Annotated in this window: 17 protein-coding genes and 7 pseudogenes; 8 read left to right on the top strand and 16 right to left on the bottom strand. The window is 59.4% G+C overall.

What is annotated here, in order from left to right:
- The 9 genes and pseudogenes from GGD62_RS39630 to GGD62_RS41630 all read right to left on the bottom strand — a co-directional run.
- Window positions 1–1,177 (bottom strand): annotated as a pseudogene (locus tag GGD62_RS39630) (IS256 family transposase); the annotation flags it as partial.
- A gap of 254 nt (window positions 1,178–1,431) precedes the next feature.
- The gene (locus tag GGD62_RS39625; RefSeq protein WP_183714580.1) at window positions 1,432–2,544 is read right to left on the bottom strand and encodes a cache domain-containing protein; all 1,113 of its coding nucleotides are present in this window, start codon (window positions 2,542–2,544) and stop codon (window positions 1,432–1,434) included.
- Window positions 2,545–2,554: 10 nt separating this feature from the next.
- Entirely contained in the window at window positions 2,555–4,525 is a 1,971-nt protein-coding gene (locus GGD62_RS39620) for a glycosyltransferase (protein WP_183714577.1), read from the bottom strand.
- Window positions 4,525–5,730 (bottom strand): HlyD family secretion protein, encoded by a 1,206-nt coding sequence (locus GGD62_RS39615; protein ID WP_183714574.1) that lies wholly within the window; start codon window positions 5,728–5,730, stop codon window positions 4,525–4,527. The genes GGD62_RS39620 and GGD62_RS39615 overlap by 1 nt, the downstream gene beginning before the upstream one ends.
- A 1,040-nt stretch (window positions 5,731–6,770) precedes the next feature.
- Window positions 6,771–8,306, bottom strand: a pseudogene (tnpC, locus tag GGD62_RS39610) (IS66 family transposase).
- A gap of 140 nt (window positions 8,307–8,446) precedes the next feature.
- Window positions 8,447–8,749 carry an IS66 family insertion sequence element accessory protein TnpB gene (gene tnpB, locus GGD62_RS39605; RefSeq protein WP_409333997.1) on the bottom strand — a complete coding sequence of 101 codons (303 nt, stop codon included), beginning with the start codon at window positions 8,747–8,749 and terminating at the stop codon, window positions 8,447–8,449.
- 94 nt (window positions 8,750–8,843) lie between these two features.
- Entirely contained in the window at window positions 8,844–9,068 is a 225-nt protein-coding gene (locus GGD62_RS42045; protein WP_183714571.1) for a transposase, read from the bottom strand.
- 495 nt (window positions 9,069–9,563) lie between these two features.
- A complete protein-coding gene (locus GGD62_RS39595) occupies window positions 9,564–11,369 on the bottom strand; it encodes a bifunctional diguanylate cyclase/phosphodiesterase (RefSeq protein ID WP_246800518.1) in 1,806 nt (601 codons plus the stop codon).
- A 477-nt stretch (window positions 11,370–11,846) separates the two neighbouring features.
- On the bottom strand, window positions 11,847–13,250 hold the full coding sequence (locus tag GGD62_RS41630) for a GGDEF domain-containing protein (RefSeq protein ID WP_183714568.1): 1,404 nt from the start codon (window positions 13,248–13,250) through the stop codon (window positions 11,847–11,849).
- A gap of 717 nt (window positions 13,251–13,967) precedes the next feature.
- Between GGD62_RS41630 and tnpB (GGD62_RS42040) the strand changes: the two are divergent.
- The 4 genes and pseudogenes from tnpB (GGD62_RS42040) to GGD62_RS39575 all read left to right on the top strand — a co-directional run.
- A pseudogene (gene tnpB / locus GGD62_RS42040) lies at window positions 13,968–14,138 on the top strand (IS66 family insertion sequence element accessory protein TnpB); the annotation flags it as partial.
- A 273-nt stretch (window positions 14,139–14,411) separates the two neighbouring features.
- Entirely contained in the window at window positions 14,412–14,843 is a 432-nt protein-coding gene (locus tag GGD62_RS39580; protein WP_409333996.1) for a cytochrome-c peroxidase, read from the top strand.
- A 5-nt stretch (window positions 14,844–14,848) separates the two neighbouring features.
- Window positions 14,849–14,971, top strand: a complete 123-nt coding sequence (locus GGD62_RS42035) for a hypothetical protein (RefSeq protein ID WP_409333995.1) — start codon at window positions 14,849–14,851, stop codon at window positions 14,969–14,971.
- A gap of 113 nt (window positions 14,972–15,084) precedes the next feature.
- Entirely contained in the window at window positions 15,085–15,375 is a 291-nt protein-coding gene (locus tag GGD62_RS39575) for a hypothetical protein (protein ID WP_183714562.1), read from the top strand.
- A 27-nt stretch (window positions 15,376–15,402) separates the two neighbouring features.
- Here GGD62_RS39575 and GGD62_RS39570 read toward each other — a convergent pair.
- Window positions 15,403–15,678: pseudogene (locus GGD62_RS39570) on the bottom strand (IS3 family transposase); the annotation flags it as partial.
- 29 nt (window positions 15,679–15,707) lie between these two features.
- On the opposite strand from GGD62_RS39570, the pseudogene GGD62_RS39565 reads away from it, so the two are divergent.
- Window positions 15,708–16,234, top strand: a pseudogene (locus GGD62_RS39565) (transposase); the annotation flags it as partial.
- Here the strand turns inward: GGD62_RS39565 and GGD62_RS42030 are convergent.
- The 3 genes from GGD62_RS42030 to GGD62_RS42020 form a co-directional block, all read right to left on the bottom strand.
- Window positions 16,142–16,648 (bottom strand): DDE-type integrase/transposase/recombinase, encoded by a 507-nt coding sequence (locus tag GGD62_RS42030; RefSeq protein WP_409333994.1) that lies wholly within the window; start codon window positions 16,646–16,648, stop codon window positions 16,142–16,144. The pseudogene GGD62_RS39565 and the gene GGD62_RS42030 overlap by 93 nt on opposite strands.
- Complete coding sequence (locus GGD62_RS42025; RefSeq protein ID WP_409333993.1) at window positions 16,626–16,829, bottom strand: hypothetical protein; 204 nt, start codon at window positions 16,827–16,829, stop codon at window positions 16,626–16,628. Before GGD62_RS42025 ends, GGD62_RS42030 begins: the two co-directional genes overlap by 23 nt.
- Before the next feature lie 68 nt (window positions 16,830–16,897).
- Complete coding sequence (locus GGD62_RS42020) at window positions 16,898–17,113, bottom strand: transposase (protein ID WP_409333992.1); 216 nt, start codon at window positions 17,111–17,113, stop codon at window positions 16,898–16,900.
- Between the two features lie 669 nt (window positions 17,114–17,782).
- Between GGD62_RS42020 and GGD62_RS39555 the strand changes: the two genes are divergently transcribed.
- Together GGD62_RS39555 and GGD62_RS39550 are read left to right on the top strand one after the other, a co-directional pair.
- Window positions 17,783–18,085: a hypothetical protein gene (locus GGD62_RS39555; RefSeq protein ID WP_246800516.1), complete on the top strand. Its 303-nt coding sequence runs from the start codon at window positions 17,783–17,785 to the stop codon at window positions 18,083–18,085.
- A 313-nt stretch (window positions 18,086–18,398) separates the two neighbouring features.
- Window positions 18,399–19,447: pseudogene (locus tag GGD62_RS39550) on the top strand (IS630 family transposase).
- A 63-nt stretch (window positions 19,448–19,510) separates the two neighbouring features.
- Here GGD62_RS39550 and GGD62_RS42015 read toward each other — a convergent pair.
- A pseudogene (locus GGD62_RS42015) lies at window positions 19,511–20,696 on the bottom strand (integrase core domain-containing protein).
- Window positions 20,697–21,912: 1,216 nt separating this feature from the next.
- Window positions 21,913–22,164: a hypothetical protein gene (locus GGD62_RS39535; protein WP_183714559.1), complete on the bottom strand. Its 252-nt coding sequence runs from the start codon at window positions 22,162–22,164 to the stop codon at window positions 21,913–21,915.
- Between the two features lie 1,249 nt (window positions 22,165–23,413).
- Here GGD62_RS39535 and GGD62_RS39530 point away from each other — a divergent pair.
- Window positions 23,414–23,926: a hypothetical protein gene (locus GGD62_RS39530; RefSeq protein WP_183714556.1), complete on the top strand. Its 513-nt coding sequence runs from the start codon at window positions 23,414–23,416 to the stop codon at window positions 23,924–23,926.
- 1,031 nt (window positions 23,927–24,957) lie between these two features.
- Here the strand turns inward: GGD62_RS39530 and GGD62_RS39525 are convergent.
- A protein-coding gene (locus tag GGD62_RS39525; RefSeq protein ID WP_246800514.1) for an IS5 family transposase occupies window positions 24,958–25,718 on the bottom strand; the annotation gives its coding sequence in 2 pieces (ribosomal slippage) (window positions 24,958–25,398 and window positions 25,401–25,718; 759 coding nt in all).
- Window positions 25,719–25,886: the final 168 nt, after the last annotated feature.

Here is a 25,886-nt window from a genome sequence, read left to right as displayed (position 1 = left end):
GAGGATGCCGCCGTGCTCGGGCCGGTCAAGGCCGAGCCTTGCGGTGGCCGCAAACTGCGGCCAGCCTTGACCGCCCCTGCGCGCGGCAGCTGCGAGATGGGCGGTCGGGACGGAAGAATGCCGGCGGCGCGGTAGAACAAAAGAATGCATCTTCCGGAGCCCGCTAAAAACTGCTTGTCGATCTCATCCGTGGTCCGCAGGTGGATCAGTGCTCGGCCGGGTAGTCGTAGAAGGGCGGCAACACATCGAGATCGTCGGTGATCTTCGCGGCTGCCTTGGGCCACTAGGTGCAGTAGTCGGCAACGAACGCCTTCGCTGCGGCCTGGGCGTGCTCCCTGTTCTCGGCATTCCAGATCTCGGCGAGCGCGGCCTTCGCGCCGGGCTGGGTGGACTTGGGCAGCGCGTTGAGCACGTTGGCGATCTTGGAACCAGCACCGCTGGTCGTGGGTGTCGGGGAACACATCGCGCAGCACGGCCCAGAACTCGGGCGCGCCGTCGTCGGCTGCGAGCACCGGAGCCTCATCCCACGGCGCTTACAGGAGCGGTGCAGGTCGAGCCAGGACTCGGTGGACTCACGGTGTCCGTCGTCGAGGGCCACCGGCTCCTTCAGCAGGCACACCTTGTCCTGCTCGAGCCGGACCTTGAGGTGGATCCCGTCGACCCAGACGTAGACGAAATCGGTGTCCTTGAGCGACCGCCTGTTTAACGCCGCTGCCTCGTCCTGCCAGTCCTTCGTCATCCGGGTGACGGTGGCCGCGGACAAGCCGTTGCTGTGCCGAGGAGCTGCTCCAATGCCGGCCCGAAGTCCAAGGAGGACACGCCGTGCAGGTACAGCAGCGGCAGCACCTCTGCCACCCGCGGCGACTTCCGCGCCCATGCCGGCAGGATCGCCGAAGCGAACCGCTTCCAGTGGTGACCGGGTCGGTCCGCTTGTCGTTGACCCGCGGCGCCCGGACCGACACCGCGCCCGCCGCCGTGGTCACCTCCCGTTCGGCGTGGAAGCCATTGCGGACCACCAGCCGATGCCCCCCTCGTCAACCTTGTCGGCGAACTGCTCGACGTACGCAGCAACCTCAGCCTGCAATGCAGCCGCGAGCATCTGCCGGGCGGCGTCGCGAACGATCTGGTCGAGCAGCGACCCACCGGCCCCCTCGGCGTCGTGGACTACCTTGAGCATGGGTGTGCCTTCCCGAGCCGGCGCTCCAACGCCGACCCTGATCAGAGTGATGGATTCCAGATCTTGCTCGGGAGGTGCGCCCGCTTCACGTCACCCCGCCAGGGCCATCCAGAGGTTCTGATCATTGCTCCTTTACTCCCGGCGGGTTTACATTCGCCTCCAAGCAGAAACCGTGGGGTTGGGAGGCAGCAACAAAGGAGAAAAGTGGCACCTCCTCGAAGGGCGATCCGAAGACTATGCTGATCGTTGACTAGCTAGTCGTCCCCACCCGGTCCTTGGATCGAATTGCGAACAGAGTGCCCCATCAGCTTCGACTGGATGCGAGCTAGCGCGTCACTGAGCCTCGCCGCTTCATTGAAGCGTGTCTCCGAATATGGCGGGTGCGCGGATGGATCGTGCAAGAGGGCCTCCGCTGTATTCGAGAGCCGGCGAAGGGGCGTCTTCAGCCACTGCGCCGCACAAAAGAGCAGTGCTAGTGTGGCAATGGCACAAGCACCGAAACTGCTCCAGAATGATCGGATTAGATTACGGGTGGACGCAAGCGACTCGTCGGCACTCTGCCGAACCAGAAGAGACCAACCGAAGCTTGGAAGGTTCGCGAAGCCGACCGTCGGAACGATCACTGTGAAGTAGTCCCTGCCGTCAGGCCAACGTTCGCGCAGAGACGCAGTCGTGACGCGACTAGCCGCAAGCGCGGAGCCGATGTTGAGCGGCTTGTTGATAAGATCCGGCGGACCAAACAGGACGATTCGCTCCCCCGAAAGCAGCAGCACGTCAATGCCGGGTACTTGTAACGAGTCCATGCCTTCTGCGACCCATTTCCAGTTAAGGTGGGCGCCGATGACCCCGGCAACGGAGCCGGCGTGACGCAACGGCGCTGCCAGGTCGATAAACCGATAGGGCTCACGAGATGCAGGCAACTGGGTGGCCAGTAGTTGAGCGGCATGCACATCGATAGCCGCCGGCGAGACAAGGCCCCGTCTGAACCAAGGTCGCTGTGCAACGCTTACTCCTTCGAGCATGCCGTCTTTAGCCGCGAGAATGGTCCCTTCGAGATCCGCGACGCCGAGCCAAGTGTAGCGTCGATCAAGGCGGCTCAAGAAGTCGATGTGTACTCGCGCATTCTTAAGATCTGCTAGGTCAATGAGCTCAGCGGACCGCGCTACATCCATCCAGACCCCATAGAGCCGGCGGGCCAACAGCGCAGAACTCATTTCGCCGCGAATTCTTAACGCGTCGAACTGCAGCTTTTCTCCCCCTTGCTGTAGCAAGGCCGTGTAGATCGTCGCGGTCACCATGGCCGGCACCAATATGAGCAAGGCGCCTCCACAGAACACCAAGGAGAGTAGGCTCGGTCTTTTCGGCATCTCGCGCTCCTCAACTCGTTAGAGCTCGCGCCAACTCACGGATCATTTGCAAGATGTTCCCTCGATCGGCCCCTGGCATGGCGGATTCAGTGTGAAGCTTCTTGATAATTTTCGCCCTTTGCTCGGGAGTTGGAGAGAACTTGATTCGATAGCCATCACGCGTAGTCGCAGCAACATGCGCGTCTACTCCGCTAATCCCGGGCAGGTCGAGCTTCCCTGCTGCTCCGGCGGAAAGTCCGGATGGACCGCTGATTCGAGCGCCCCCTCGGCCCAGATTGAGAAGCCATCCGCGATGCTTCTCACCTTGGATCACCAACGTGATGGGTTCTGGAATCTGGCGCTGAGGTCGATCGTATCGCGGTCGTTCAATGCACACCACAACTGCCACGAACAGCGCCAGAATGTTGTAAACTGTCCAGAACATCACGATAGCCGTGCCGTCGCCCGCTGTTGCGGACGTATCGAAGACAAAATCGGAGTTCAACGGCGCGATCAAACCGCCGATCGTCAGAGCGAGCAGGAGTAGGAATGGTCGCATCAACGCCCATTGAACAACGACCTTGGTGCGATCGCCGCCTTTTGCCGTCACCGAGAATTTATGCGATCCGCTGGTGAGAAGCCCGAGAGCAGCTGCCTGGCTGATGGGCCAGGCAGCGATCAGTTGAGCCGTATCGTTCAGAAGCGGGACAAACAACCCTTTTGAAAGCCAATTCAGGGACACCAGAACCATTAGGTAATAGGGTACATAATAACTGATAATTTCCACCAGCGACGCGTTCACGATGGTGATGCCGAACCACCAGTACAACAGTGGGCAAATCAGGCTGGCAAGCCTGAAGGGAAAGGTGCTGACCCAGTAGAGCAATGAATCCAGGATCCCGATTCGATGCATCAGACCAAGGCTGCGCATGCCGAAGGGGCTGTATGAGTTGCGGACAATTTGCATCAAGCCGAGGCACCACCGTCCACGCTGAGTAATATATTCTTTCAGTCCTTCGGGAGCCAAACCTTCAGTCAACGGCTCGTTAAGGTACACAGTTTGCCAGCCGCTTTCCGCAAGCTTGAGGGTGAGCAGGAAGTCCTCGGTTACGCTTTGCGTTGGAATCCAGCCAATCTGCTCGGCGGCCTGGACCCGCATTACGGATGATGTCCCACAGCAGATGGCAATCCCCCAAGCGTCCCGCGCTGGCTCGACGTTGTCAAAGAAATGACGTTGTTCATCCGGATATGCGGTGCTTATTCCAAGGTTATGTTGGATCGGATCAGGATTGAAAAAGTGCTGCGGGGTTTGCACGAGCGCGACGCTTGGCTCGTGAAACAACGCTAGCGTCCGCTCGATGAAGTCCGCATGGGGAACGAAATCGGCGTCAAGTACAGCGACAAAGACCGGGGGGGCTGGATCGCGGGCGCGCACGCGAAGTGCATGGTTAATGTTCCCCGCTTTAGCATGCTCTTTATCCGAGCGCGCGAGATATCCGATTTCGTGCAGCTCGCAAAGTTGCCGCACCCAATTCCTAGCGCCGTCGTCGAGGATAAAAATCCGAAGCCGTGGATAGCGGATTTGCGTCGCGCCAATGATAGTGCGTTCGAGCACTTCCGACGGCTCGTTGTAAGTCGTGATAAAAACGTCCACACGCGGCGCTTCTCCAGGCAGCCACCATTCGGAGTACTGGTCTGCTTCTGCCGACCGCTCTTTCACCCGCGACAGTATGAAAAACGCGATGGTAGAGGAAAGCATCGTCAGAGCTTCGAGGATGGCGAATCCCCAACTGAACAGCGCGTCCGCAGTCCACTCGAGCGGTGCCAGCGTTTCGGTGAAGCGCCAAACCATATAACGCCAAGACAGTACGGCAGCCGCCCCCAGGAGAAGAGCGCGCCAATACCACTTCATCGGATTGAGAAACGGAAAGAGGGTAAGGCGAAGCCCAATTATGAAGGCAGCGCCTGCGAAGGCAGCAACGAGTGGGGACAGCAGAAGCATCAGAGTCCGTACCGCGTTATAAAGCGACGGAATTGTGCGATTGGGCCAGCTGTGAAGATGACGCGTCCAGTGCGTCCAATCGCGCAGCCGAGATCTGCCTCTCCTGCAAGATCCGGAACTGTCACTGTGACATCAAAGCGCTGGAGATGTTGCGCACTTGGACCCACAGCAAGATTGGTGTAGAGCGAGGCCGCACTGGATCCGCCTAGGCGGGTTATGGTTCCATTGAAAATACGATCATCTCGAAACAACCGAAATTGCACGGCCGTTCCCACCGAGAGGCCGTCGTAGAGAGATTCGCTGACGCCCGCGGTGACGATCAGTGTACTGCAGTCTGCGATCTTGACGAGATCCTGGCCGCGCCGCGCGTATTGGCCATCGTCTATTAGTATGTCCCAGACTAGACCAACGACGCTGGCATTAAGGGTAGCGAAGCTCAAATTATTGACACGAAGACGCTCGGCATCGATTTGCCGGCCGAGCTGTACAATACGTGCTTTCACCTGCTCCTTGTCGACATTTAGCTCGCCCAGCCGCTGCTCGAGCTCTCGGATACGTTGGGCCGAGGAGGGAGCGTCGTTATAGGACTCCCCGATGAAGACGCCGTCGCGAGCAGACGCAAGTTCCGTCTCTAAATATTTCACTCGCTGCTGCGCACTCTCCAGTTCTTGCTGCGCTACGTCGTAAGTTGCGCGAGCGCGATCCAAATTCGCCGCCGTCTGTACACCACGCGTGCTTAGTTCGTTTGCTCGCTTGAATTCTGCGTCCGCTTGACGAAGGCGTGTGGCCGCAGCGTCTTGAGCTGCTTTCGTTTCGGCAATTCGAGCCTCAATCTGCCGAACCCTTCCGCGCTGGTAATCAGTTGATTGAACATCGAAGCGAGACATGGATGCGGACAATGCCTCTCGCTGGCCAACGAGACGGTTGAGCTCGATCTGCTGGTTCGTGCGATCGCGATCAAGCTCAAGAAGCCTCGCGGTATCGAAGCGTTGGTCGTTGATTTCTGCTATGAGCTCGCCGGGGCTAATGCGCGCGCCGATGCTCTTTACGGCAAGCGTTACCTTTCCTTCGATCGGGGCGCGAACGATGTAGAGCCGAGCATTGAGTGTAGCATCCGTCGATGTTCCTGCGAAGTGCTCACCAATAATAACGTACAATGCCACTGCCAACAGGGCCAAGCCGACGATTGCACGTACGAGCCTCATAAGGACATTCCAACTGCATTTATGACGGGAAGGTCGCGCAGCGTATTTCTGAGCAGCCTACGGTCTAATCGTTTTCGCCTAAGCTGCCCTCCGCCCTGCTTTGGATTGCCACGTCCGGTGCCGCTCGGATGCGAGTGTTAGCGGCTCAGCGTCATGATCAGACTAACAGGCTGGTAAAGAATAGCTTCGTGATCTCAGCGGCGGGAGGATCCGTATCCTCAGAAGTGAAAACGTTCATGAATTCATTCCTGCAGTTCCAGCAGCGCCAGAGATCTTGGACCTTCCGCGCACCGATGCGTTCATGCCACTCGAGGTGGACCAATGCAGAGCCACATTGAGGGCAGTTTTTGTGACGTGCTATTGAGACCGACTCCATGTGGCAGCTCGTGTCATTGCGCCAAAGGGCCACAGCCGAAGAAGCGTTAGTGTAGCCGCCGCTTCGTAGGCGGCTCCCGTGGATGCACCTCTCTGTTCAAACCCTGTGCCAACTGCGACAAGCTTGATCAGTAAGGAATATTGTTTCACGGAAGTGCACCAGACCGACTGCATGTCGGAAATCGGACGGTCTTTGTCATGTTCTAACGTACGGTCGCAAATCGGATTAAGTCTCGCGATGGAAGCCTTGGGGGATCGTCTGGTGCTGAGTAATGCGGCCCGGGAGGTTTGGCTGATCATAAACGGCCTGCTCAGGAGGCCTCCCACCTGAAGGGGACCAGCGGATGCCCGTGGAAGTGTGAGTTGGATCGCGTGCGTCGGGCTTCGCCGTTACCCTGCCCGTCCTTCGCGCCTGCGCCACCCAGCGTATCGCGCTCGACGCGCCCACTCGAAATTGCGCCGCTGCCGCTCGACGCGACAATCCGTCTTCAACAGCGGCGACTACGCGCTTACGAAGATCGGCCGAAATGGATATCGCCATGCCCACCGGCCTCCTTCGCCGGCAGATAGCTCGAATCAGAACCAGCCTGATTTGGGAATCCCAAACGATTCAATGTACGCATCCGGCCAGCACCCCGGGGAGGCGAGCCGGCCTGCCGCAGCGCTCAGGCGGCAGCCGCTTTGGACTGTGGGATCGCCTTCCAATTCCACGGGAGTAGGTCGGCGACTCTGTTGGCGGGGTGATCTGGAAGCCTGGCCAGCACGTCAGCGAGCCAGGCTTGCGGATCAACGTCGTTCATCTTGCAGGTCTCGATCACGGTATAGACGGCGGCGGCACGATTGCCGCCAGCATCTGGACCAGCGAAGGTCCAATTTCGTCTTCCGACAGCCACACCGCGTAACGCCCGTTCGGCAGCGTTGTTCGAGAGGCAGATGCGGCCGTCGTCCAGGAAGCGGGTAAACGAGGCCCAGCGGTTGAGCAGGTAGTTAATCGCCTTTGCAGTATCGTTGCCTGATGAGAGCAACGTTCTCTGCTGGCGCATCCAGATTTCGAGATCGGCGACGATCGGCCTCGACTTATCACGACGTACCGCAAGCCGTTGTTCCGGCGTTTTGCCGTTAATGGTGCGCTCGATCTCGAACAAGATCATCGATGCGTCGCACGGCCTCGCTGGCAATCGGCGCCTCTCCAGATTTCGCCAGGTCAAAGAACTTTCTGCGGCCGTGGCTCCAACAGTCCGCTTCAAGGATCGGAGCCGGCTTCCTATGGGCCTTGTAGAGCTGGTTATACCCATCGAAGGCATCGGCCTGCATGAGGCCGAGATAGCCGGCAAGATGGCTTTGCGGATGTTCTCCAGCTCGGTTGCGTGAGTAGTAGAACAGGGCCGCTGGCGGATCCGTGCCGCCAAACGGCCGGTCATCGCGAACATAGGTCCAGATCCGGCCGGTAACCGTCTTAAGCTTTGCCAGTACCGGCACCGTCGTATCGTCGGCGTGGATGCGTTCCGCGCTCATGACGTGGACCCGGATCGCCTCAATAATGGGATCGAGCGCCACCGCGCAGGCGCCAATCCGATCCGCCAGGGTCGAGACATCGATCTCGACGCCTTCGCGGGCATACGTCTTGCTCTGCCGGTTCAATGGCTGATGCAGCAGGAAGTTGTTGACCAGCACCATCGCCAGCAGGTTCGGCCCGGCAAAGCCTGTGGGATCGGATGGGAGGGAGCTGGCGCCTCTGCGATCGCCTCGCAATCCCGGCAGGAGAACTTTTCGCGGACATGCTCGATAATCTTCCAGCGCCGCGGCTCGCATTCCAGGGTCTTCGATACCACCTCGCCGAGCTTGTGCAGTCGCTCGCTGCCGCACTTGCCGCATACGCAAGGTGCGGGTTCGACGACGCGTTCGATCGGTAGATCGTCCGGCAGTGAACGTCGCGGCGGCCGCGGATTTTGCGCGCGCTGCTGTTTGGCAGCTTCCGGCACTGCGAACTCGGCCTTCGTTTCCTGCTCCGCCTGGGTCTCTTCAAGATCCTCGATGGCGAGTTCGAGCTGCTCGACCAGCAGTTTGCCGCGTTCAGACGATTGCCCGAACTGTTCGCGCCGTGCCTTGGCCAGCATCAGCTTCAGCCGCTCGATTTCCAGCCGACCGACGGTCACTTCGCTCTTCGCCAGCGTCAGCTGTTCGCGCTGCGCAATGATCATCGCATGCGCAGCGGCAAGGTCGGCGGGAAGCGGATCAGCGGAAGTCGTCACGAAGACGAATCAACCATATTCGTCGCAAAAAATCCCGCTCGATTTAACCGGAAGCCTGTGGACGCCAGGTTGCTTGCGGCATCCGCCAATCAATTCCGGAGAGGAGATAGGATAGCTGTGCAACGCTGATCGTCACTACGCCGTCCGCCAGCGATGGACCACAAAAAGCGGCCGCGCTCCAGCCGCTTCGTGAACAGACATGCGCCTTGGCCATCATGCCAGATGATCTTGATCAGGTCGCCGCGGCGGCCCCTAAAAACGTAGAGATCACCGGCATGCGGATCACGCTTCAAACTCTCTTGGACCAACAGCGCAAGGCTCGGGAAGCCGCGGCGCATATCGGTGTGGCCGGTCGCAAGCCACACCCGCACATTACCCGGTATGGCAATCATCGGCGCTCAAGCACCTCGAGGACCCGCGCCAGCGCTTCTGGATCGACGTGCGCGTCCACTCGGATGCGTCGCCGGTTGCCAAGGTCGATCTCGATCAATCCAATACGCGCAGCCACCACGGCGCAAAAGATGGTACGACCTGCTGGGATGTCCGCGCTTGTCGACGCCAGGCAAACACCAGGCTGGCCGCTACTCCGTTGCGACGCGCAACCGCAGTCACCTTTGCACCCGGCGCCAACGTCTCCTCGACAATCCGTGCCTTGTCATCCTGCGACCATCGCCGCCGACGCTCCAGCCCGCCCAAAACCTCGACCCGCATCACCTGATGACCTTCAAGCTAGACTTAAGGTCACACGCTTGGCGAATTGCAGCGTGTCAGACAAGACGGCGCCCGCCGGATGCGTACGATTCAATCTGCTCGAGACCCGCTCTAGGAGACCAGAACGGTCAGCTCCGGCGCAACAGTCGGCGGGGCATCAGGGGATTCGGATGGCGGATTTCGAGACGATATCCAGAGTTCGGATATCTGATCGCTGTTGAGTCAGCTCATCGTGTATCTGCACGCCGCCAGAGCGAAGAGGATTAGTCGAAGATCAGGCGCTTGGCCCCTCGCGCAACCTTGAGCGCATAGGCCCTTCGCGGGCCCCTGTGCGTTGATGTTAGAGAGTAGGTCAAAACGGTGATGCACGACAGGCCGCCGCCCGTAATCGCGTAATCGATCCAAGGTGTTCTCTTAAGAGTCTGCGTCCTATCGCGGCAAATCTAGACGGTTTCTTCTAATCAAGCGCCTCCCGAGCACGCTTGAACCGTCGGCTCACGCATGTGGATTTCTTGCTCCATCTTCAGGAACCGGTCCGCGGCTGGCTTCGCGATTGAGCAGCGCGGGGATTCCAGCGGCTGGAACGGGACCACTGAACAGGTATCCTTGTCCTTCTGTGCAACCATTGGAAACCAGATAGACGAGCTGGCGCTCGTCTTCGACTCCCTCGGCCGTGGTCGTCAAACCAAACCCTTCAGCAAGGCCGAGTATAGCGCGAACGATCACCCGGCTGTCAGTACTGTCGTTGAGATGCGACACGAAGCTGCGATCGATCTTGATCTTGTCAAGACGAAACGAAAGCAGCTGGCTAAGCGTGGCATAACCTGTTCCGAAATCATCGAGCGCGATGCGGACGCCGGCTTGACGAAGTTCGTCAATCACGATCTTCGCAGCCCCGTTACTTTCCAAGAACGCGCTCTCTGTAATTTCAATCTCGAGGCGGTGCGGACTAAAGCCGGTTTGCTCAAGGATCAGTATAATGCGCTCTCCAAGCGCGGAATCCCGCAACTGAACAGGCGAAATGTTGAAGGCAAGCGAAAACGTCCGTGGCCACGCAGTGGCATCAAGACACGCGCGCCGAAAAAGCTGATCTCCAAGAGCGTTGATGAGGCCGGTTTCTTCTGCAATCGGAATAAACACGTCGGGCGGAATATGCCCCCATGTCTTGTTCTCCCAACGCGCCAACGCCTCGAACCCGACGATGCGATTACTTACGAGTGAGACCATCGGCTGGTAATGAGGCTCGATAATATCCGTTGCGATAGCGCTCCGAAGCTCACGCTCAATATTGATGCGCCGCTCGACATGCATGTCCATGTTCGGTTCAAAAAAGCAAACACGCGACCTGCCGTCGCCTTGCGCGCGATAAAGTGCGCGTTCTGCGCGCCTGACCAATTCGTGGGGAGTGACGGCATCAAGCGGAGCGATGGCGATGCCAATTCCAAGATTAAGCTCGGCTACGCCAGTCTCAATCGCGAAACTGTCGACGGCAGACACCACGATACGGCGCGCCAGATTGGCGGGATCCTCGAGGGAGCTAATGTTGGGCAAGACGATCCCGAATTCGTCGCCTCCGGTCCTCGCGAGGAGACCGTCCTTGCGCAAGATATCGGCAAGCCTTGTGGCAAATTCGCAGAGTGCCTTGTCTACCGCTGCATGGCCGTGCATATCCTTGATCCGCTTCAAGCCGTCGAGGCCGAGCATCAGAACAGCGACTTGATGCGTGTCGGTGGCGAGGCCAACGCACACGTCAAGTGTGTCATCAAACAGGCTGCGGTTTGGCAAGCCGGTCAATGGATCGCGCCCCGCCAAATCGCGGACTTCTCCTTCTGTAATGGCTTGTGCGTCAGTTCCGCGGGCGAGTTCTCGATAGCGCCGAACACTAAAGATTGTGAGCCCAATGCTCAGCGAGAATGCAACGAACACGATGAATATAATGTCGCCGAGTATCGGATCCACATAGCGCTGTCCCAGCTGCGCTAAACGAGGGCCAAGCCCATAAAAATGCGCTAAGAGTGAAGCGAGAACGACGCCGCCGAATAGAGCAATGAAATCCCTCGTGGCAGAACTGCGCCAATCGAAGTGCAATACGCGCAATCGTGCAGTTGAAATTCTCATCTCAGTCGAACCGTCGCAACGCAGGGTGCGGGGGTCTTGCCCGCAGCATGCTTGTTGAGAAAACCAAATGTTGCGCCGATTGCGGAACGTCAGTAACGGCTTCGCAAGCCGCAATGAGCCATCGGGTCGCGATAAGGTGCTTCCCGCGAAAGTGGTGTTCGAGCGACCGGCAAGCTCGCGCATCGTTAGTGCGGCCGAAGCAACGAGCTATATGCTGAATATGCCGATTCAAGACGTTGAACACTCTGGAGCGCGAGCGCCAAGGGAGGGCGCTAGTTCACGTGCGATAGCAATCAGCGCGACCAGCTTCCTACAAGTCGCGCCTCGTGATCCGGAGCTTCTGCCAAGTGCCTGGCGAGCGGATTGACGATCGCGGCGCGGGCCAAGGGGCGGCCGCCTTGGCGAGGTGAGGCGACCGCCAGCTGAGCGCTCGATGGAACGACGGCTGTCACGCGACGCCGTTGTAGCAAGAAACGACATAACAGCTCCCGGCAGCTAGTGGCCGCAGCTTATTGCGGTGAGAACCGGCCTGCAAATGTTGCAATGGATGGACCATGACCGAATAGTTGTTAGTAGAGTTGCGGGCTTTGGGTCGGAGAAGAGCGATAACGGGCGTCCGGGCCCAGAGCACCGGAGCCGGAGTGAACGATGAACCTTATCCTAGGCGACAACCACACGGTTGCGGCCTTCAAATTTTGCGCGATAGAGCCGCTGGTCGGCGACGTTCAAGAACCCGTCGAGCGTGTCTCCATCGCGCCCGAACTCCGACACTCCAACACTGATGGTGACGCCGACCGATGGTTCGGCTCGGACATCGAATGCAGTGCGTTCGATGGCCGATCGAAGGCGCTCGGCGACCGCGCTAGCCGCGTCGAGCGTCGCCCCCGGTAGCAGTACCATGAATTCTTCACCGCCCACGCGCGCGACAGAGTCGTAAGGCCGGATTGCCTCCAGACACTTTCGCACGAATACGCGCAGGACCTCGTCGCCGACGCTGTGACCACGTGAGTCGTTTATGTCCTTGAAATGGTCGAGATCGAGCGACAGCAGGGACAACGGAGCTCCGGTCCGCCTGGCCCGTGCGATCTCCGCGCCGATATGCTCGATGAAGTGGCGCCGATTCCCGGCGCCGGTTAGTGGATCGGTTGCGGCGAGCCGCTCCAGCCGTTGATTGCTTAATTGCACTTGCTGAAGTGCCTTTTGAGTGTCGGCCATCGATTTGGCCAGGCGGGCGGTCATTTCTTCCTGGCTATAGATGGTGGCGAACGATTTCGTTGTTCGGAAAGCCTGGACGACGCCATAGCTGAGCAGAAAAAATCCGCCGGCGAAGATCGCGTGAGCTAGCCACCACATATGATTCCACGGCGCGGCCAAAATGAATGCGAGCGACGATAGCGCAAACCACGCGACAGAAACGCCAAAAACAAGCATGAGCGGCGAGTGAATCCGTCGCATGAGCAAGACCGCGACGTTCAGCGCACTGAATAGCAATGCGCCGCCTTCCATGGACAGGCGGACCACCGGGTGCCCAGCATAGGGTGAATAGGCGACCAGTGCGACAGCTAAGTCCATCGTAAGGAACAGGCCAATCCACGTCAGCCATGCGCGCGTGTCCGAGCGCTTCTCAAGCCCGTCTGACGGCAGGTTATAGCTGAGTAGCCCGACGAAGAGCAAAATCGACATCGCTAGACGCGACGCTGGCCCATAGAGCAGAAAGAGCCAAATGTTGCGATGTGCCATGCCGGTGAAGGCGCCGTGCAGCGTATAGATCAGCACGAAGGCCAGAAAACCAAGGGTCAACCACCGCAACAGAGGCTCGCCTGAAGACCGATAGCAACGCCACGTCACATATGTGACGAACACCCCCTCCAGGGTGGCGACGGCGATGGCGAATTCGTGGAATAGGTGGTCTTCAAACTTCAGCGCGGGATCTTGCTCAAAATTGAGGTAAGCGATGAACTGAGTGGGCAGCAGGGCGAAGCCGATAATGAGAAGGCTCGTATACGCCTGTGTGATCAGCCGCAGCGCGCTGGGCGGCTCGTGCAACATAAGATTGGTACTCATATGCTATACCGTCATTCCATGATGATCCCACGCGGTCCTTTCATGAACTCGTGGGGCCTTCTTCAAGCACCTTGGAGTCCTGCTGGACAACCAAAGTGACATGGTTCGCCTCCGCCGTAGGTTATCCAACACGCCGGCACCGATGATCACGCTGCACGCCGCGGAAGTCACAAGATTTCCGTTTCCGGCCATCCGCTGCACTCATCCGGGCGGGGCTGCGATGCCGCCGGCATTGACTTGCCATCCGGGAGCGGCCAAGTTCGCCACTGCGGGATCGTCGGTGCCGTTGCGGTTTAAGTGTTCGAGCCCACCGCGTTCAGCCCACCCGCTCCGCTAAGCGTAAGGGTATCGTGCGTGTTCAGTACAGTATCCCAGCTGCTGCCCCGAGTCGTCACGATCTGCGATCCGTCCGAAAACGCGCCATCGGAGGATAAGGAAATCACGAGCTCATTGATGAAGGGGTTTTGCGCATTACCTTACTCAATCGTCTGCTTGCCACCCACTGGTAGCACCGCTGTGACGATCGGCGCGGACTGGTTCGGCTCGGAGCCAACGTGCGTGATGAGCAACAGCGTAAGTGTCAGCCCGCTTTGATTGAAGAGTTTCTTGTATGCCATCTGTGACCTGTGTTCTGCGCGAGTCCCCGGGCAAAATGGGGACAGAGGCTCCCCTATATACATGAGCTGGCTAAGCTAAGCCCCTGCCAGATCTTGTAGGCGGCCGAAAATTTCGAGCCTGCCTGGACTGGGCATGTCACTTTACGCCAAGCGGCTGGAGCGCGGCCGCTTTTTGTGGCCGTCGTCGGCGGACGGCGTGGTGACAATCACACCAGTCCAGCTTCGCCATGCTCGACTACCCATGCCCGGCAGCCTTCGCAAAAACGGCTGATGTTGCCGGTAAGCGCGTGGTCCGACGCCGTCATCGTCCCCTGGCTGACCCGCTCAGGGTTATCGGTTTGTAGATAAGCTGGGCGAGAAGGTGTCCGCACTAAAGGGCGGAGATCGTGTGTTCGGGTCCGTGCCTCGTGGCGGCTTGGCGGAAGAGGTCGCAGTGCCCGCCTATTAGCCAGAGCCTCCCTTCTCAAAATGCCTGACCAGTCTCAAATTATCTGACAACGGAACGAATGCGACCGCGGATCACGTAACGAGCACGCTGAATTCGATGGAAGATTATGTTGGCAAGTTCAAGCAAGCATTCCCGCGTGATACACCGCCGGTCACCTTCGACTATTTCGCAAAAGCGCTCAAGACTTTCGAAGCGACGCTCACGACACCAGCAGCTCCGTTCGACCAATACTTGAACGGCCATGGCAACGCGCTGGATGACCACCAAAAGGTGGGATTGCGGCTGTTCATGGACAAAGGCTGCGGCTCCTGCCACAACGGAATCAATATTGGTGGGCAGGAGTTTTTCCCGTTCGGCGTAATTGAAAGACCAGACATCAAGCTGCTTCCCGCAGCCGACCAGGGGCGTTTCGCAGTCACGAAGGCTCCAGCGACCGATACGTGTTCCGCGTCGCCCCTTTGCGCAACGTTGCCTTGCGAGCTCCCTACTTCCACTCGGGTCAGGTTTGGACGCTCCAGGAAGCCGTAGGCATTATGAGCAAGGTCCAGCTCGGCGCCAAGCTCACCGGAAAGGAGAAGAACGATATCGTTGCATTTCTTAATTCACTGAGCGGCCATTTCGCCAGCTGCAAAGCGGAGCTGCCTCGCCGCAACTAAACCGTAGAACACCCAGGATAGTAAACAAGGACACTATCTGTCTAAGGACGGGCGAGAGTTCACTGTGCGTGGTCGCGAATTGAGGATTATCTCGAACGGCACGGACGCACTTGATGCGCAATTCAGACGACCAGTTCTACTTGGTCGAAGAGCCGCACGACCCGGGAGAGCTTGAGGTCTTCACGGCGATCAGTCATAAGCGTGCAGTGGTTTGGCTGAGCGCCAATCCGGCCCGTCGTCGTGGTGCGGCTGCCGCTGATCGTAAGCAGGCCGAACGCCGTTTGAACGTCTTTATTGTTCTCGACGGCAAGTGGCCCACGCGGGCCACGTTTCGTTGGGCGAATTGCGCCGCGGTCTCGTCAGATTTCAGTCAGCTAGCCCCGATACAAAACCGTTGGGTTTGAGCTGCTGCCGGTTTAATGGACACCGAGTTAAGCTAATCCCACCTTGCGCTCGAAATCAACCGGGCTGAGATAGCCGATGGTCGAGTGCCTGCGGATCGTGTTGTAAAATCGTTCGATGTAGTCGAACACATCGGCTCGTGCCTCGTCTCTGGTCCTGTGGGTTTTGCCTTCCGTCCGTTCGGTCTTGAGCGACGAGAAGAAGCTCTCCATCGCCGCGTTGTCCCAGACATTGCCGGAACGGCTCATGCTGCAGATAATGCCGTGGTCGGCCATCAAACGCTGGAACTGCTCGCTGGTGTACAGGGCGGATTCAAACGGTCGTCGCAACAGCGATGAAAGTTGTAAGTCGACGTTCGACACGGTCAGGACGAGCGCCATTGCCTTCGCCAGGCCGGCCGTCTGTGGCCGGACGCGATGAACAGAATAGATTTTGGAGGGCGATTGCCACAGGGCAGAGCAGCGAAGATGCTGCGTTTGAGGCCGGCTTATCGCAACCTGTCGGAAGCAGATTGTTCCGAAAGGCAGGCGGCATGCCACCAGCGATGTTCAGATCTTCGGCCAAGCCTCTCTCCGGGCGCTACCTTTCATTGGCTGAACGCGAGGAAATCGCTCTTCTAAAGGTGCAGGGCCATTCCATACGGGAGATTGGGCCGCCGCTTTGGGACGGGCTGCTTCGACGGTCTCCCGTGAATTGCGGCGGAACGCGGCCACCCGCGGCGGCGGGTTGGAGTATCGGGCCACGACTGCCCAATGGCATGCAGACCGATCAGCCCGCCGGCCCAAGCCGACTAAGCTTGCGCCCTACGCAGCCTTGCGCACTTATGTGGAGGAGAGACTTCCCGGCAGTGTTGTAGCCCCTTGCTGGCCCCACAGCCCAATCGGAGTGGTGCAACAGTGCGTCCGGCTTGCCGCGTCGCCAGACGGCCATCAGCAGGGCATCGGTCACCAACTGAGCTGTCATGGCGGCGCTCATCGACCAACCCACCGCCCGGCGTGAGAACAGGTCGATCACTGCTGCGACATAGTGCCAGCCCTCGGCCGTCCAGAGATACGTAAAGTCGGCGATCCACTTCTGGTTCGGCCGCTCGGCAATGAACTGCCGGTCAAGGAGGTTCGCCGGCACGGCCTCGAGCTGTCGATCGCCGCTGTCCTTCGGCAAGCGCTGGCGTCGCGGCCGCGCCCGCAAGCCTTGTAGGCGCATCAGTCGTTCGATTTGGTGGAGGCCACAGTCCGCCCCATCGGCAAGCAGATCACGCCACACCCGGCGCACCATAGGTGCGGTCGCTCGCCATGAAGCTTGCCTTCATCTTGCCGCCGAGCTCTTCGTCGCTGCGGGATCTGGCGCTGGGCGAGTTCAGCCAGGCATGGAAGCCCGACCGCGACACCCCCAGCGCATCGCATACCCATGCCACCGGCCAGATCGCCCGGTGCTTCGCGATGAAGACGAACTTCATGTCGATTCCTTCGCAAAGAAGGCTGCGGCCTTTTTAGGATATCCCGCTCGGCCTTTAACTTGGCGACCTCACGGCCCAACCGCTCGATCTCCTGCTGCTCCGGCTTCATCTGCCCGTGGCCGGGAAAGGCCTGCACCGGATCGGAGCCGAACTCTCACCCATTTGCGCAGAACGTTCTCATGAACATCCAGGTCGCGCCCGGCCTGCGCCACCGACACCCCACGCTCCCTAACCAGCTTGACCGCCTCGATCTTGAACTCGCGACTGAATTTCCGTCTCTTCATCGCCCACCTCCGGCTTCATGAAACACCTAATCTCGGTGTCCATCAAACCGGCAGCAGCTCAGGGTGGGAGTTGGCGGCTCGTGGCAGGGACAGCGCTTCCTCTGTGTATGCGTGGGGATAAGCGCCGAGTCACGTTGCCGCTAACTTCAAGGGGTGGTGCGGGCGGGGTAGGGACAGCGTCTGATCCAACGCAACCGAACAGCGCCGAGTCTCGTCCGCACTGCCTGCGACCCCCAACGTCACCGTTACCTGTCTTGGTAGTTGCTCTACGGCATTCGTCCGGAGGATACATCCCCGTCGGCTTCTTGCCCCGCTTGGAGATGACCAGGGTGAAGTTAGCGACACGGCAGGGAAAGCGCCTCCCTTTGTCCACTTCGAAGCGTCCAGTCACGTGGCCGCTAACTTCATTTAGTGGCGGTAACGAATACACAAATTTGAGCGGCACATCACCTCACTGCGGTCGCAAGCGCTTGCGGTGCTTGCAGCCAATCAGGCCCGGGCGGCCGATCAGTCTTTGAGCCTGGCAGATCGCCAAGTCGCGACGTTTCATGCCGAGGAGGCTCAGGAAGTGTTGGGCATACTCGATTGCGTGAAACTCGACCCCGGGCCGAAGGAGGCACAGGAAATCGCTGCGCGCATACATGCGCTTCTAGAGAGCGGGAGAAGTAAGTGCTAATCCCGGTCGAACCAAAGCTCAGATACTACATGGGGGCGAACCCAAAGCTACAGCGCGATAATCGTGATTACAACGAGGTTGCGCGTCGGGCTGCTTATCACCTTAATACTCTGATCGCGAACAACGAGAGTGAAACTCAGCAATATATGTTTGCCAACATCGCTCGTGATATCGGCGCTTCGACGGATGACGTGCGCTCTGCCCTCTCGGACGGCGGGTATAACGGCATAACATTCACGAACATTAGCGCAGAGGAGCGCAAGGCGCTGGCTCGATATAGACGGGAGAAACGCTGACCTATCAGTCCATGATCAGCGCTACCTGGTGCTCAATGGCGGTTATCGCTTCGCGCTTCTCTTCAAACATGTGCCAACGGGCGTAGACGCCGTCACGCCCTTGTCGTTGTGGTTCAGTAGCGCCTTGACGTAGTCGGCAGGCAGCCGTTCCGCCTGAACGATTGTCGCGGCTGTACGCCTGAGGTCGTGAGGCGTGAAGGCCGCTAGTGTCCCGCGTCACAAACTCGCAATCGTAGATTCGCGTTAGATTCGCGCCGCTGTGGCAGACTGGAGGCTGCAACAGCGACGGAGGATCTGATGGCGGCCGAGGACAATGCGGCGAAAGACGGCCCAGGCGCTGGCTCTGAGAGCCCGGATCGTGCTGACCTGCGCGGAAGGCGGTCAGAACAAGGAAACGCGGCCAAGCTGGGCCTGGAGCGGGGGACGGTAGGCAAATGGCGGCGGCGCTTTGTGGAGCAGCGCGTGGCCGGGCTGCACGATGAGCCGCGCTCGGGGGCACCGCGCACCATTGACGATGGTCGCATCGAAGCCGTGGTCGTGAGGACGCTGGAAAGCTGCCCCGAAAACGCCACTCATTGGAGTTCTCGCGGTATGGCAAAGGCCAGCGGCTTGTCGGTGTCGACGGTGCAACGTATCTGGCGGGCCTTCGGACTCCAGCCGCACCGGCTGGAGTCATTCAAGCTCTCGACCGATCCGAACTTCGTGGCCAAAGTGCACGACGTTGTTGGTCTTTACGTCTCGCCGCCGGCACACGCCATCGTGCTGTGTGTAGACGAAAAGTCTCAAAGCCAGGCGCTGGACCGCAGTCAGCCGACGTTGCCGATGCGTCCCGGCCAGCCGGCCCGAAGGAGCCACGATTACAAAAGACACGGCACCACCTCGCTGTTCGCCGCCCTCGACATTGCGACCGGACGGGTTATCGGCAAGTGCTACGGACGGCACCGTGCCGCCGAGTTCCGCAAGTTCTGGGACGAGATCGAGGCCGCTGTGCCGCGCCAACTCGACGTCCATCTCGTCATGGATAACTACGCCACCCACAAAACCCCGCTGATCCGGAAATGGCTGGCTAAACGACCGCGCTGGCAAGTGCACCTGACCCCGACCAGTTCGTCATGGCTCAATCAGGTCGAGCACTTCTTCGCGCTTCTTACCGATAAGAAGATCAGGCGCGGCGTCTATCGCAGCGTGGCCGCCCTCAGGGCGGACATCGCCTCGTTCATCGAACGACATAACGCTGATCCCAAGCCGTTCTGGTGGACTAAGTCAGCCGACGACATCCTTGCTTCCATCGAGCGCTTCTGCCGTTACAATGCCTCGGTACAACGCGACGCGATGTTGCGAACTTCTGGTTCAGGACACTAGCTCGTTGTCTTCCAACAAACGCCGCACAGCTTGGCTCATTAAGTGTGACCTGAGCCCCAAAGGTCATCCAGCGATGGGCGGAATCCTTTGGTCATTTGAGCCTGTGTGGCTTGGTGATGCAACGGGACGGGGCGCGGAGCCCTCGACACAGCGCAGCTGTCCTGTCCCGTTGCATGTCGAACCTGTTAGCCTGGCGTAAGTTGATGGCGGCAGTTGCCGATCCCGCTGTGCGGACGAACGGTGTTGTAATCGTCCTGCCATTCGGCGAGCAGCTCCCGAGCATGATCGAGTGACGAGAACAACGTCTCGTTCAACAACTCGTCGCGCAGTCGTCCATTGAAGCTTTCCACGAGGGCATTCTGCTGCGGCTTGCCCGGCGCGATGTAGTGCCACTCGATCCGACTGAGCTGCGACCAACGCAGGATGGCCATGCTGGTGAGCTCGGTCCCGTTGTCGCTGACGATCATCGTTGGGCGGCCTCCTCGGGCGATCGCGGCATCGAGCTCACGACCCACCCGGATCCCCGACAACGACGTGTCGGCCACCAATGCGATGCATTCCCGGGTGAAGTCATCAACGACAGCCAGGACGCGCGATCGCCTAGGAAACTGGCTCGACGGGCTGCAGAGTCGGATGCATCCGAACAAGGCCGTTGTCGCCCTAGCCGCCAAGATGGCCCGCATTGTCTGGGTGGTGTTGAACAAGCCTGGAGCTCTCTACGAACGCAGAGATCCTGCTTTCACCTGACGCTTCTGGCTTCGATTGCAAGGCTCGGGAACAGTGATGACGAAACAGTGGATCAACATGCCGTAAGCCCTGTGCAAAAAAGCGGGCTTCGTGCCCGAACCATTTATTGGGAACGGCGTGCGCGGATCTCATCATGGCCTGGCTGCAACCGCAGTCCACTCGCGAGAGGCCGGATACATTTATGCAACTGGAGCGTCATTTTTGCTGTTACGAACCCTTGCACGGACGGGGCGGACCATACATTTTTTGAATTGAGGTCCTTTAGCATGGCGTTGTCGAGCATCGCCTCGGCTAACAGCTTCTTCAGCTTCGCATTCTCGTCGGCAAGGACCTTGAGGCGTCGAGCTTCGGATACGTCCAGGCCACCATACTTGGCCTTCCACTTGTAGAACGTCGCGCTGCTGATCGCGTGCTTCCAGCAAACATCACCGGTCTTCGATCCTGCCTCGTGCTCCCGCAGCACCGCAATGATCCGCTCTTCCGTGAACCTCGACTGCTTCATCTCCGTCTCCCTCAAGGTGGACGGATTCTACCCATTTTTGGAGGAAGTTCAGGGGCTCAGGTCAAGTGCCGCGCGAGTACCCCTAAGGTTATCGAAAACGCGTCGCAACCAGTAGATCTGCCAGCGCGTTTCTCCATGCTTGCGTGCCACCTCGGAAACCTGCGCACCGGCAACAGACCCTCGGCCACGATCCAGATCTCTCAGCTGCCGAACGTACGCGGCGACCCAATGGTCCTTCAAGAACCTCCAGCCGGTTCACCGACTCTGCCGATGAGGCGTCCAAACGGACGTCTTTTTGCAGTCCAATCCCATCTCACCCTCCGACCAAGCCGAAGGTCTCTTCGCACACCTATCCCGATCCCGAAGAAATTGCTTCCGCTTAGCGCTTAGGAGTCAGCTCATGGTAGAGAACTTGATTGTAGTGCTCGAGAAGACTTTGATCTGCCGTTCGAGGTCGCCGGCGGGTAGTAGTTGTCGCGCAGAATGCGGTGGTCTAACCGATCACAAGTATCCGCTATGCGGCAGCGCGGCTGCAAGTGCGAGCTCTCTCAGGGGCGACTTCTAGTGCGCAGGCGTGAGTGCAGCGGCAAGCGAAGAAATGCCACGGACTTGGCCGGGCACGATCAAGTCGAAAAGATGCCCGACTCTCGTGCGTCCCCACGATGTGGGAGCCTTGACGAAGGCCGCCCAACCCGGTCGTTACCTATCGAACTGAACGCCCTGCATGATGCGCGCCCGCCATGCCTTCGGAGCTGCCGGCGAGGCTCTCGTCGGTTGCCCCCGCGTGACGTTCGGCCGGGATGAGTAGTTGAAGTCGTTCGGCTGCGGCTAGCAGCTCCGGGTCCAGGTGGATCGTTTCGCTCGGCTTAGGCTCGGGCGCGATGCCGCGCGGTCGCCAGCCCGCAGCCAGCCGGCAAAGACCGGGCCGGGGTGGTGGTTCCTTGTGGCAGGTCTCTCGTGACGGGATTGGCGATCACGGCCAGTGAGGCTCCGGACCTCTCAAGCACAGAGCCTCACCACGGAAAGGAGGATAACGCACTGCCCGCAACAGCGCGCTCCCACCCCCTAGGCAGACTCGCCGCCACTAACTCTGCGATTTCCCGGTAAGCCGTTTAGGCTGAACGACTGCCCGGCCGAACGACCAAACGACTGAGCGCCTTAAGCTCCGAGAGCGACTCGCCGCCCGACTAACGACTTTGTTCGTCCTAGAAGGCTCTTAGTTTGAGCGCGGTTGTTTGAGAGTGAAAGGGCCGAGGCATGCGAGAGGCCGACTGCAGCCCCAACGCCGTTCAGCTATGCTCTGGTCAATGAAAACGCGTTGCCCGCTCTCTTCGATCGCCAGCTCGCGCGTAAGCCATTCCAAACGAAGCTCGGCTTCTAAAGCGCCGTTGCCTTCGCAGATGGCCGCCGCGACGACTTCAATTTGATTTTCAATAAGCTCCCGGAGGATTTGGATGCGAGGTTCCATTGTGCTGCTCTCCGGCCGAGAGAAAGTGGCCGACCATCTTACGCTCTAAGTTCCGGCTGGCACCCTGCCAGAAATGGTCGGTCTGCCATTACGTCGAAGGTCGCGGCACACGGCTCCCACCTTGCTCATCCGAGCGAAGGCCAGGGCTACCGGCTTTCAGGTCGATCAGGGGCTTTTAGGTCGGACAGGCAGTAGATAATTGTCTTCTCTCCACCATGCGGGTAAGGACGCCGCAGACAGCCGGATCGCGCGGCAGCTACGCTATCTATGCGGACGCCGCCTTCGGACTTGAGCTTATGACGCACGAAACGGCCCAGAAGCTCGGTTGAGATGAAGCCGGGCTGCATCGCGATCCTCTCAGACAAATTGCGCGATGGCCGCTAAGGGCGGCGTGCATTTGTTCGAGTTGAAGGTCGTGGAGTTAGGGCTCAACTAGTGGGGCCGTGTTGCCACTTCAGTCGTGGCGCGGTCCCTGTGGAGCCGTCTTCGACCGGTGAGGCGTTCGGTGTTGTGTCGTCGGATGCCGGACGCGACCAACGAGCTGCTGATACCCCTAGACTAGGCTCGCCGAGCCGAGTGATTTCTGAGGCCCGAACGACGTTGAACTGGAGAGCTGCGAGGCAGCCGGCGAAGCTGGAGCTGGCGTCCGCGTCGGCGCTCCAATAGCTTTGACGGCGGAAGCGCTTCTGGCCCAGATCGCCGTCGCCGAATATGCCAATGGCGAGCCGCTTTACCTCCAGAAGTCGGCGAACACATTCACGCGGTCCCGCTACCACAGAAGCTAGTTCAACGGAACGAGCGTGCAGTCACCGGCAGCTCGACGTGCAGGTAGGCGATAGCTTTCAATACCAGCGATCGCTTCCGTTCCGGCTCAATGGGCCGAGCCGCACCAAGTTGCTGATCAACTGGTGTGAACCCTTGGCATTCGCGGGTGGAGGTGAATGAACGCCTCCTGGTTTTGGTAGTAGTCCAAATGAGTGTCACCAACTAGCGTGTCAACGATCCGTAGAAAACTACGGACCCTCGACTTGCCGCGATATCCGAAACGCATTTTCGAATCGAAGAACCTTGAGTCCACCATAATGGCCGAGCCTCGGCACCCGCTGTAGGGAGAGCTGGGGCATATTCAGTTTCCGGAGCTAAGATACAAAACACCTGCGGTCTAGGCGACGTAAGGCGCGACATAGAGACGCAATCACCTGCGAATGCGATACAAACCGTCGCGCCGGACCGCGGAGGAGATCAGGTTATGGAGATCACCACGTTCGGACTCCCAGCTTTCATCGAGGACTTTCCGCTGAATAGTCCCGAATATGCCGATCTGAGCCATCGTTGGACCATCAACGTCAACGGCTGGATTCAGCAGGCGACTCCTGACCCGGCCTACTACTTCTACAATCCACTCTACACTGATATCCCTCCGGGCACGGATGCAGCGTTGGTCGAATGGGTGGCGTTTCCGGGCCGACTTGACCAGTACTATTCCGCGACGCCGCCGGTCAGTCCACCAAACCCATACAATCTCCTCCAGGCCCAGGTCTATGAACTGGCCGACACCGGCTATTACGATACCGGTCAGAAAACTTTCGAGAACATTCCGGCGACGCTCTGTCCGCAGGCTGATTGGAGCGGAACGCTGAAGACGTTCGGGCCCTACGGCCTGCGCGGCTGGCTCGACGAATATTGCGAATGGTCGACGGTGCGCGACGGCGACGGCAATCTCGTCCGCCTCGATTTTGCCTGCGAGAACCCTGAATACTAGAACAGTGTGGAAGGTGTCACAGGAGCGGGTGCGCGAGCTTTACGGACAGACGCTCAACCACGGTGCGCCAGTCGTAAACCAGATCAAGGTCACCCTCGACGACCTTACTCTGATGGATTCGAGTGGCAATCCCGTGATTGATCCCGACACCGGCAAGCGCGCTTACAATCCGCTCAACAAATGGAATTCGGGGCCGATTGCAACGCGCGGTGGTCACGATCCGTATGGCGGGGTTATGCATCTCACCAGCACGCCGAATACCTTGCAGACCGAGCTCGGCCTCGCCGGCTCCGCCACGGTGCAATACGTACCGCCCCAGTTTCAGGACGATCCGGCCGGCCGCAACAGCGATTCCCAAGCGCTGATCTGCTGCGGCAACTACGGCCAAGCATATCGCCACAGCGATCCAACCATCGGCCAGACCGTCAATCAGTTGGTGGGCGGGCAATATGCTGGCGTGCCATTGCGCGCCTGCCTCGCCAGTCCGGTCGGGCTCTATATCCAGGTGCCAGATTCGTCGAGATTCGCCTTCGGGCCCAACATCAAGGCCGGGGTGGACGTGCCCGTTGATGCCAAACCGATTGACATCTACCAGATTCTGCGCGGTTCGGCCGAGGTCGACGATCCGGTCAGTGGGGCACCGTTCCGCGGCAACATGGTGCTGCATGCGGCCGTGCAGATTCCAGGGAGCTGGCTCGCCATGAATCCGAATCTAACGCTGGCTGACATGCTGATTAACGGTCAGCCAATCCAATGGGCCGGTCAAATTGCGAGCCAATTTAAGATCGGCTTGTTCGCGCGACCGCTGTCGGCGGACCGGGCTGCGCCGCTCGTCGATTGCTCCAGCACGACACCGACGCCCGGCGCGCCACTGCAGTGCGTGTGGGCGGTCTTGTGGGACGCCATGAGCGAGGTCAATGAACCATGTCCAACCGGCGCCAAGATGCCGCTCACCAGCAACAGCACCTTCATCGCGCCTTGGCTGCCGGCAGACGGTTCGGCACAGAACCTCCTGCTGACCTGCAATCCAACTAGGGTGTGGACTCAATTGATCGGAGCCAAATTCGCACGGAAGCGAGTTGCAAAGCGAAGAACGTGGCGCCGAGCTTGTCGTAGCGGGTGGCGATGCGTCGAAACTGCTTCAGTGTGTTGAAGAAGCGCTCAACGTGGTTGCGCTCGCGATAGATGGCCTTCTTCCACCGGAACCTCTTCTTTCGGTTGGATTTGTTGGGAATGTTGGGGATCGCACCTTGATTACGGATGTGGGCACGAACACGATCGGCATCGTAGCCTTTGTCGGCGATGACGACGGCGCGCGCATCGAGTCCGTCGAGCAGGGCCTCGGCGCACGTCACGTCGTGGGCCTCGCCGGGGGTGATCATGAGGCGGACCGGGCGGCCTTTCGCGTCGACGCGCGCGTGGATTTTGGTGGTGAGGCCGCCTCGGCTTCGGCCCACACAACGATCTCCACTCATTTTTTCACCCCGGAAGCATGCTGATGGACCCGCACGACCGAACTGTCGATCATCTGCACCTTGCCATCGTGTGCCTTGACGACCGCATCCATCAGCCGGTCCCAGATGCCGGCTTTGCGCCAGCGGTTGAAGCGATTGTAAGCGGTCGTATAAGGCCCGTATCGCTCGGGCAGATCGCGCCACGGTGCTCCCGCGCGCAGGACCCAGAAGATGCCGTTGAGAACGCGGCGGTTGTTGCCTGGCTTGCGACCTCGACGGTCCTTCGGGAGAAGGGGTTCGATAACACTCCACTCGAAATCCGTCAGGTCGTAGCGCATGATCCCAGCCCCGATGTTCGGTAGCTTGAATCATGGTCCGCCCTGATCCGCTAGACGAATTTGAGTACACGACCTAGCATTACAGTTGCATTTTGTTCTTGAGATGGGCTTTGCGCGCGTTGGCCTGATGAGCCCTGCGCCAGGATGACCATGCGAGGATATTGGCGT

The sequence above is a fragment of the Bradyrhizobium sp. ERR14 genome (genome assembly GCF_014198235.1).
In the GTDB taxonomy this organism is placed as follows: domain Bacteria; phylum Pseudomonadota; class Alphaproteobacteria; order Rhizobiales; family Xanthobacteraceae; genus Bradyrhizobium.
Note: the sequence above shows the minus strand (reverse complement) of the source record. Positions and strands in the feature narration are given on the sequence as shown.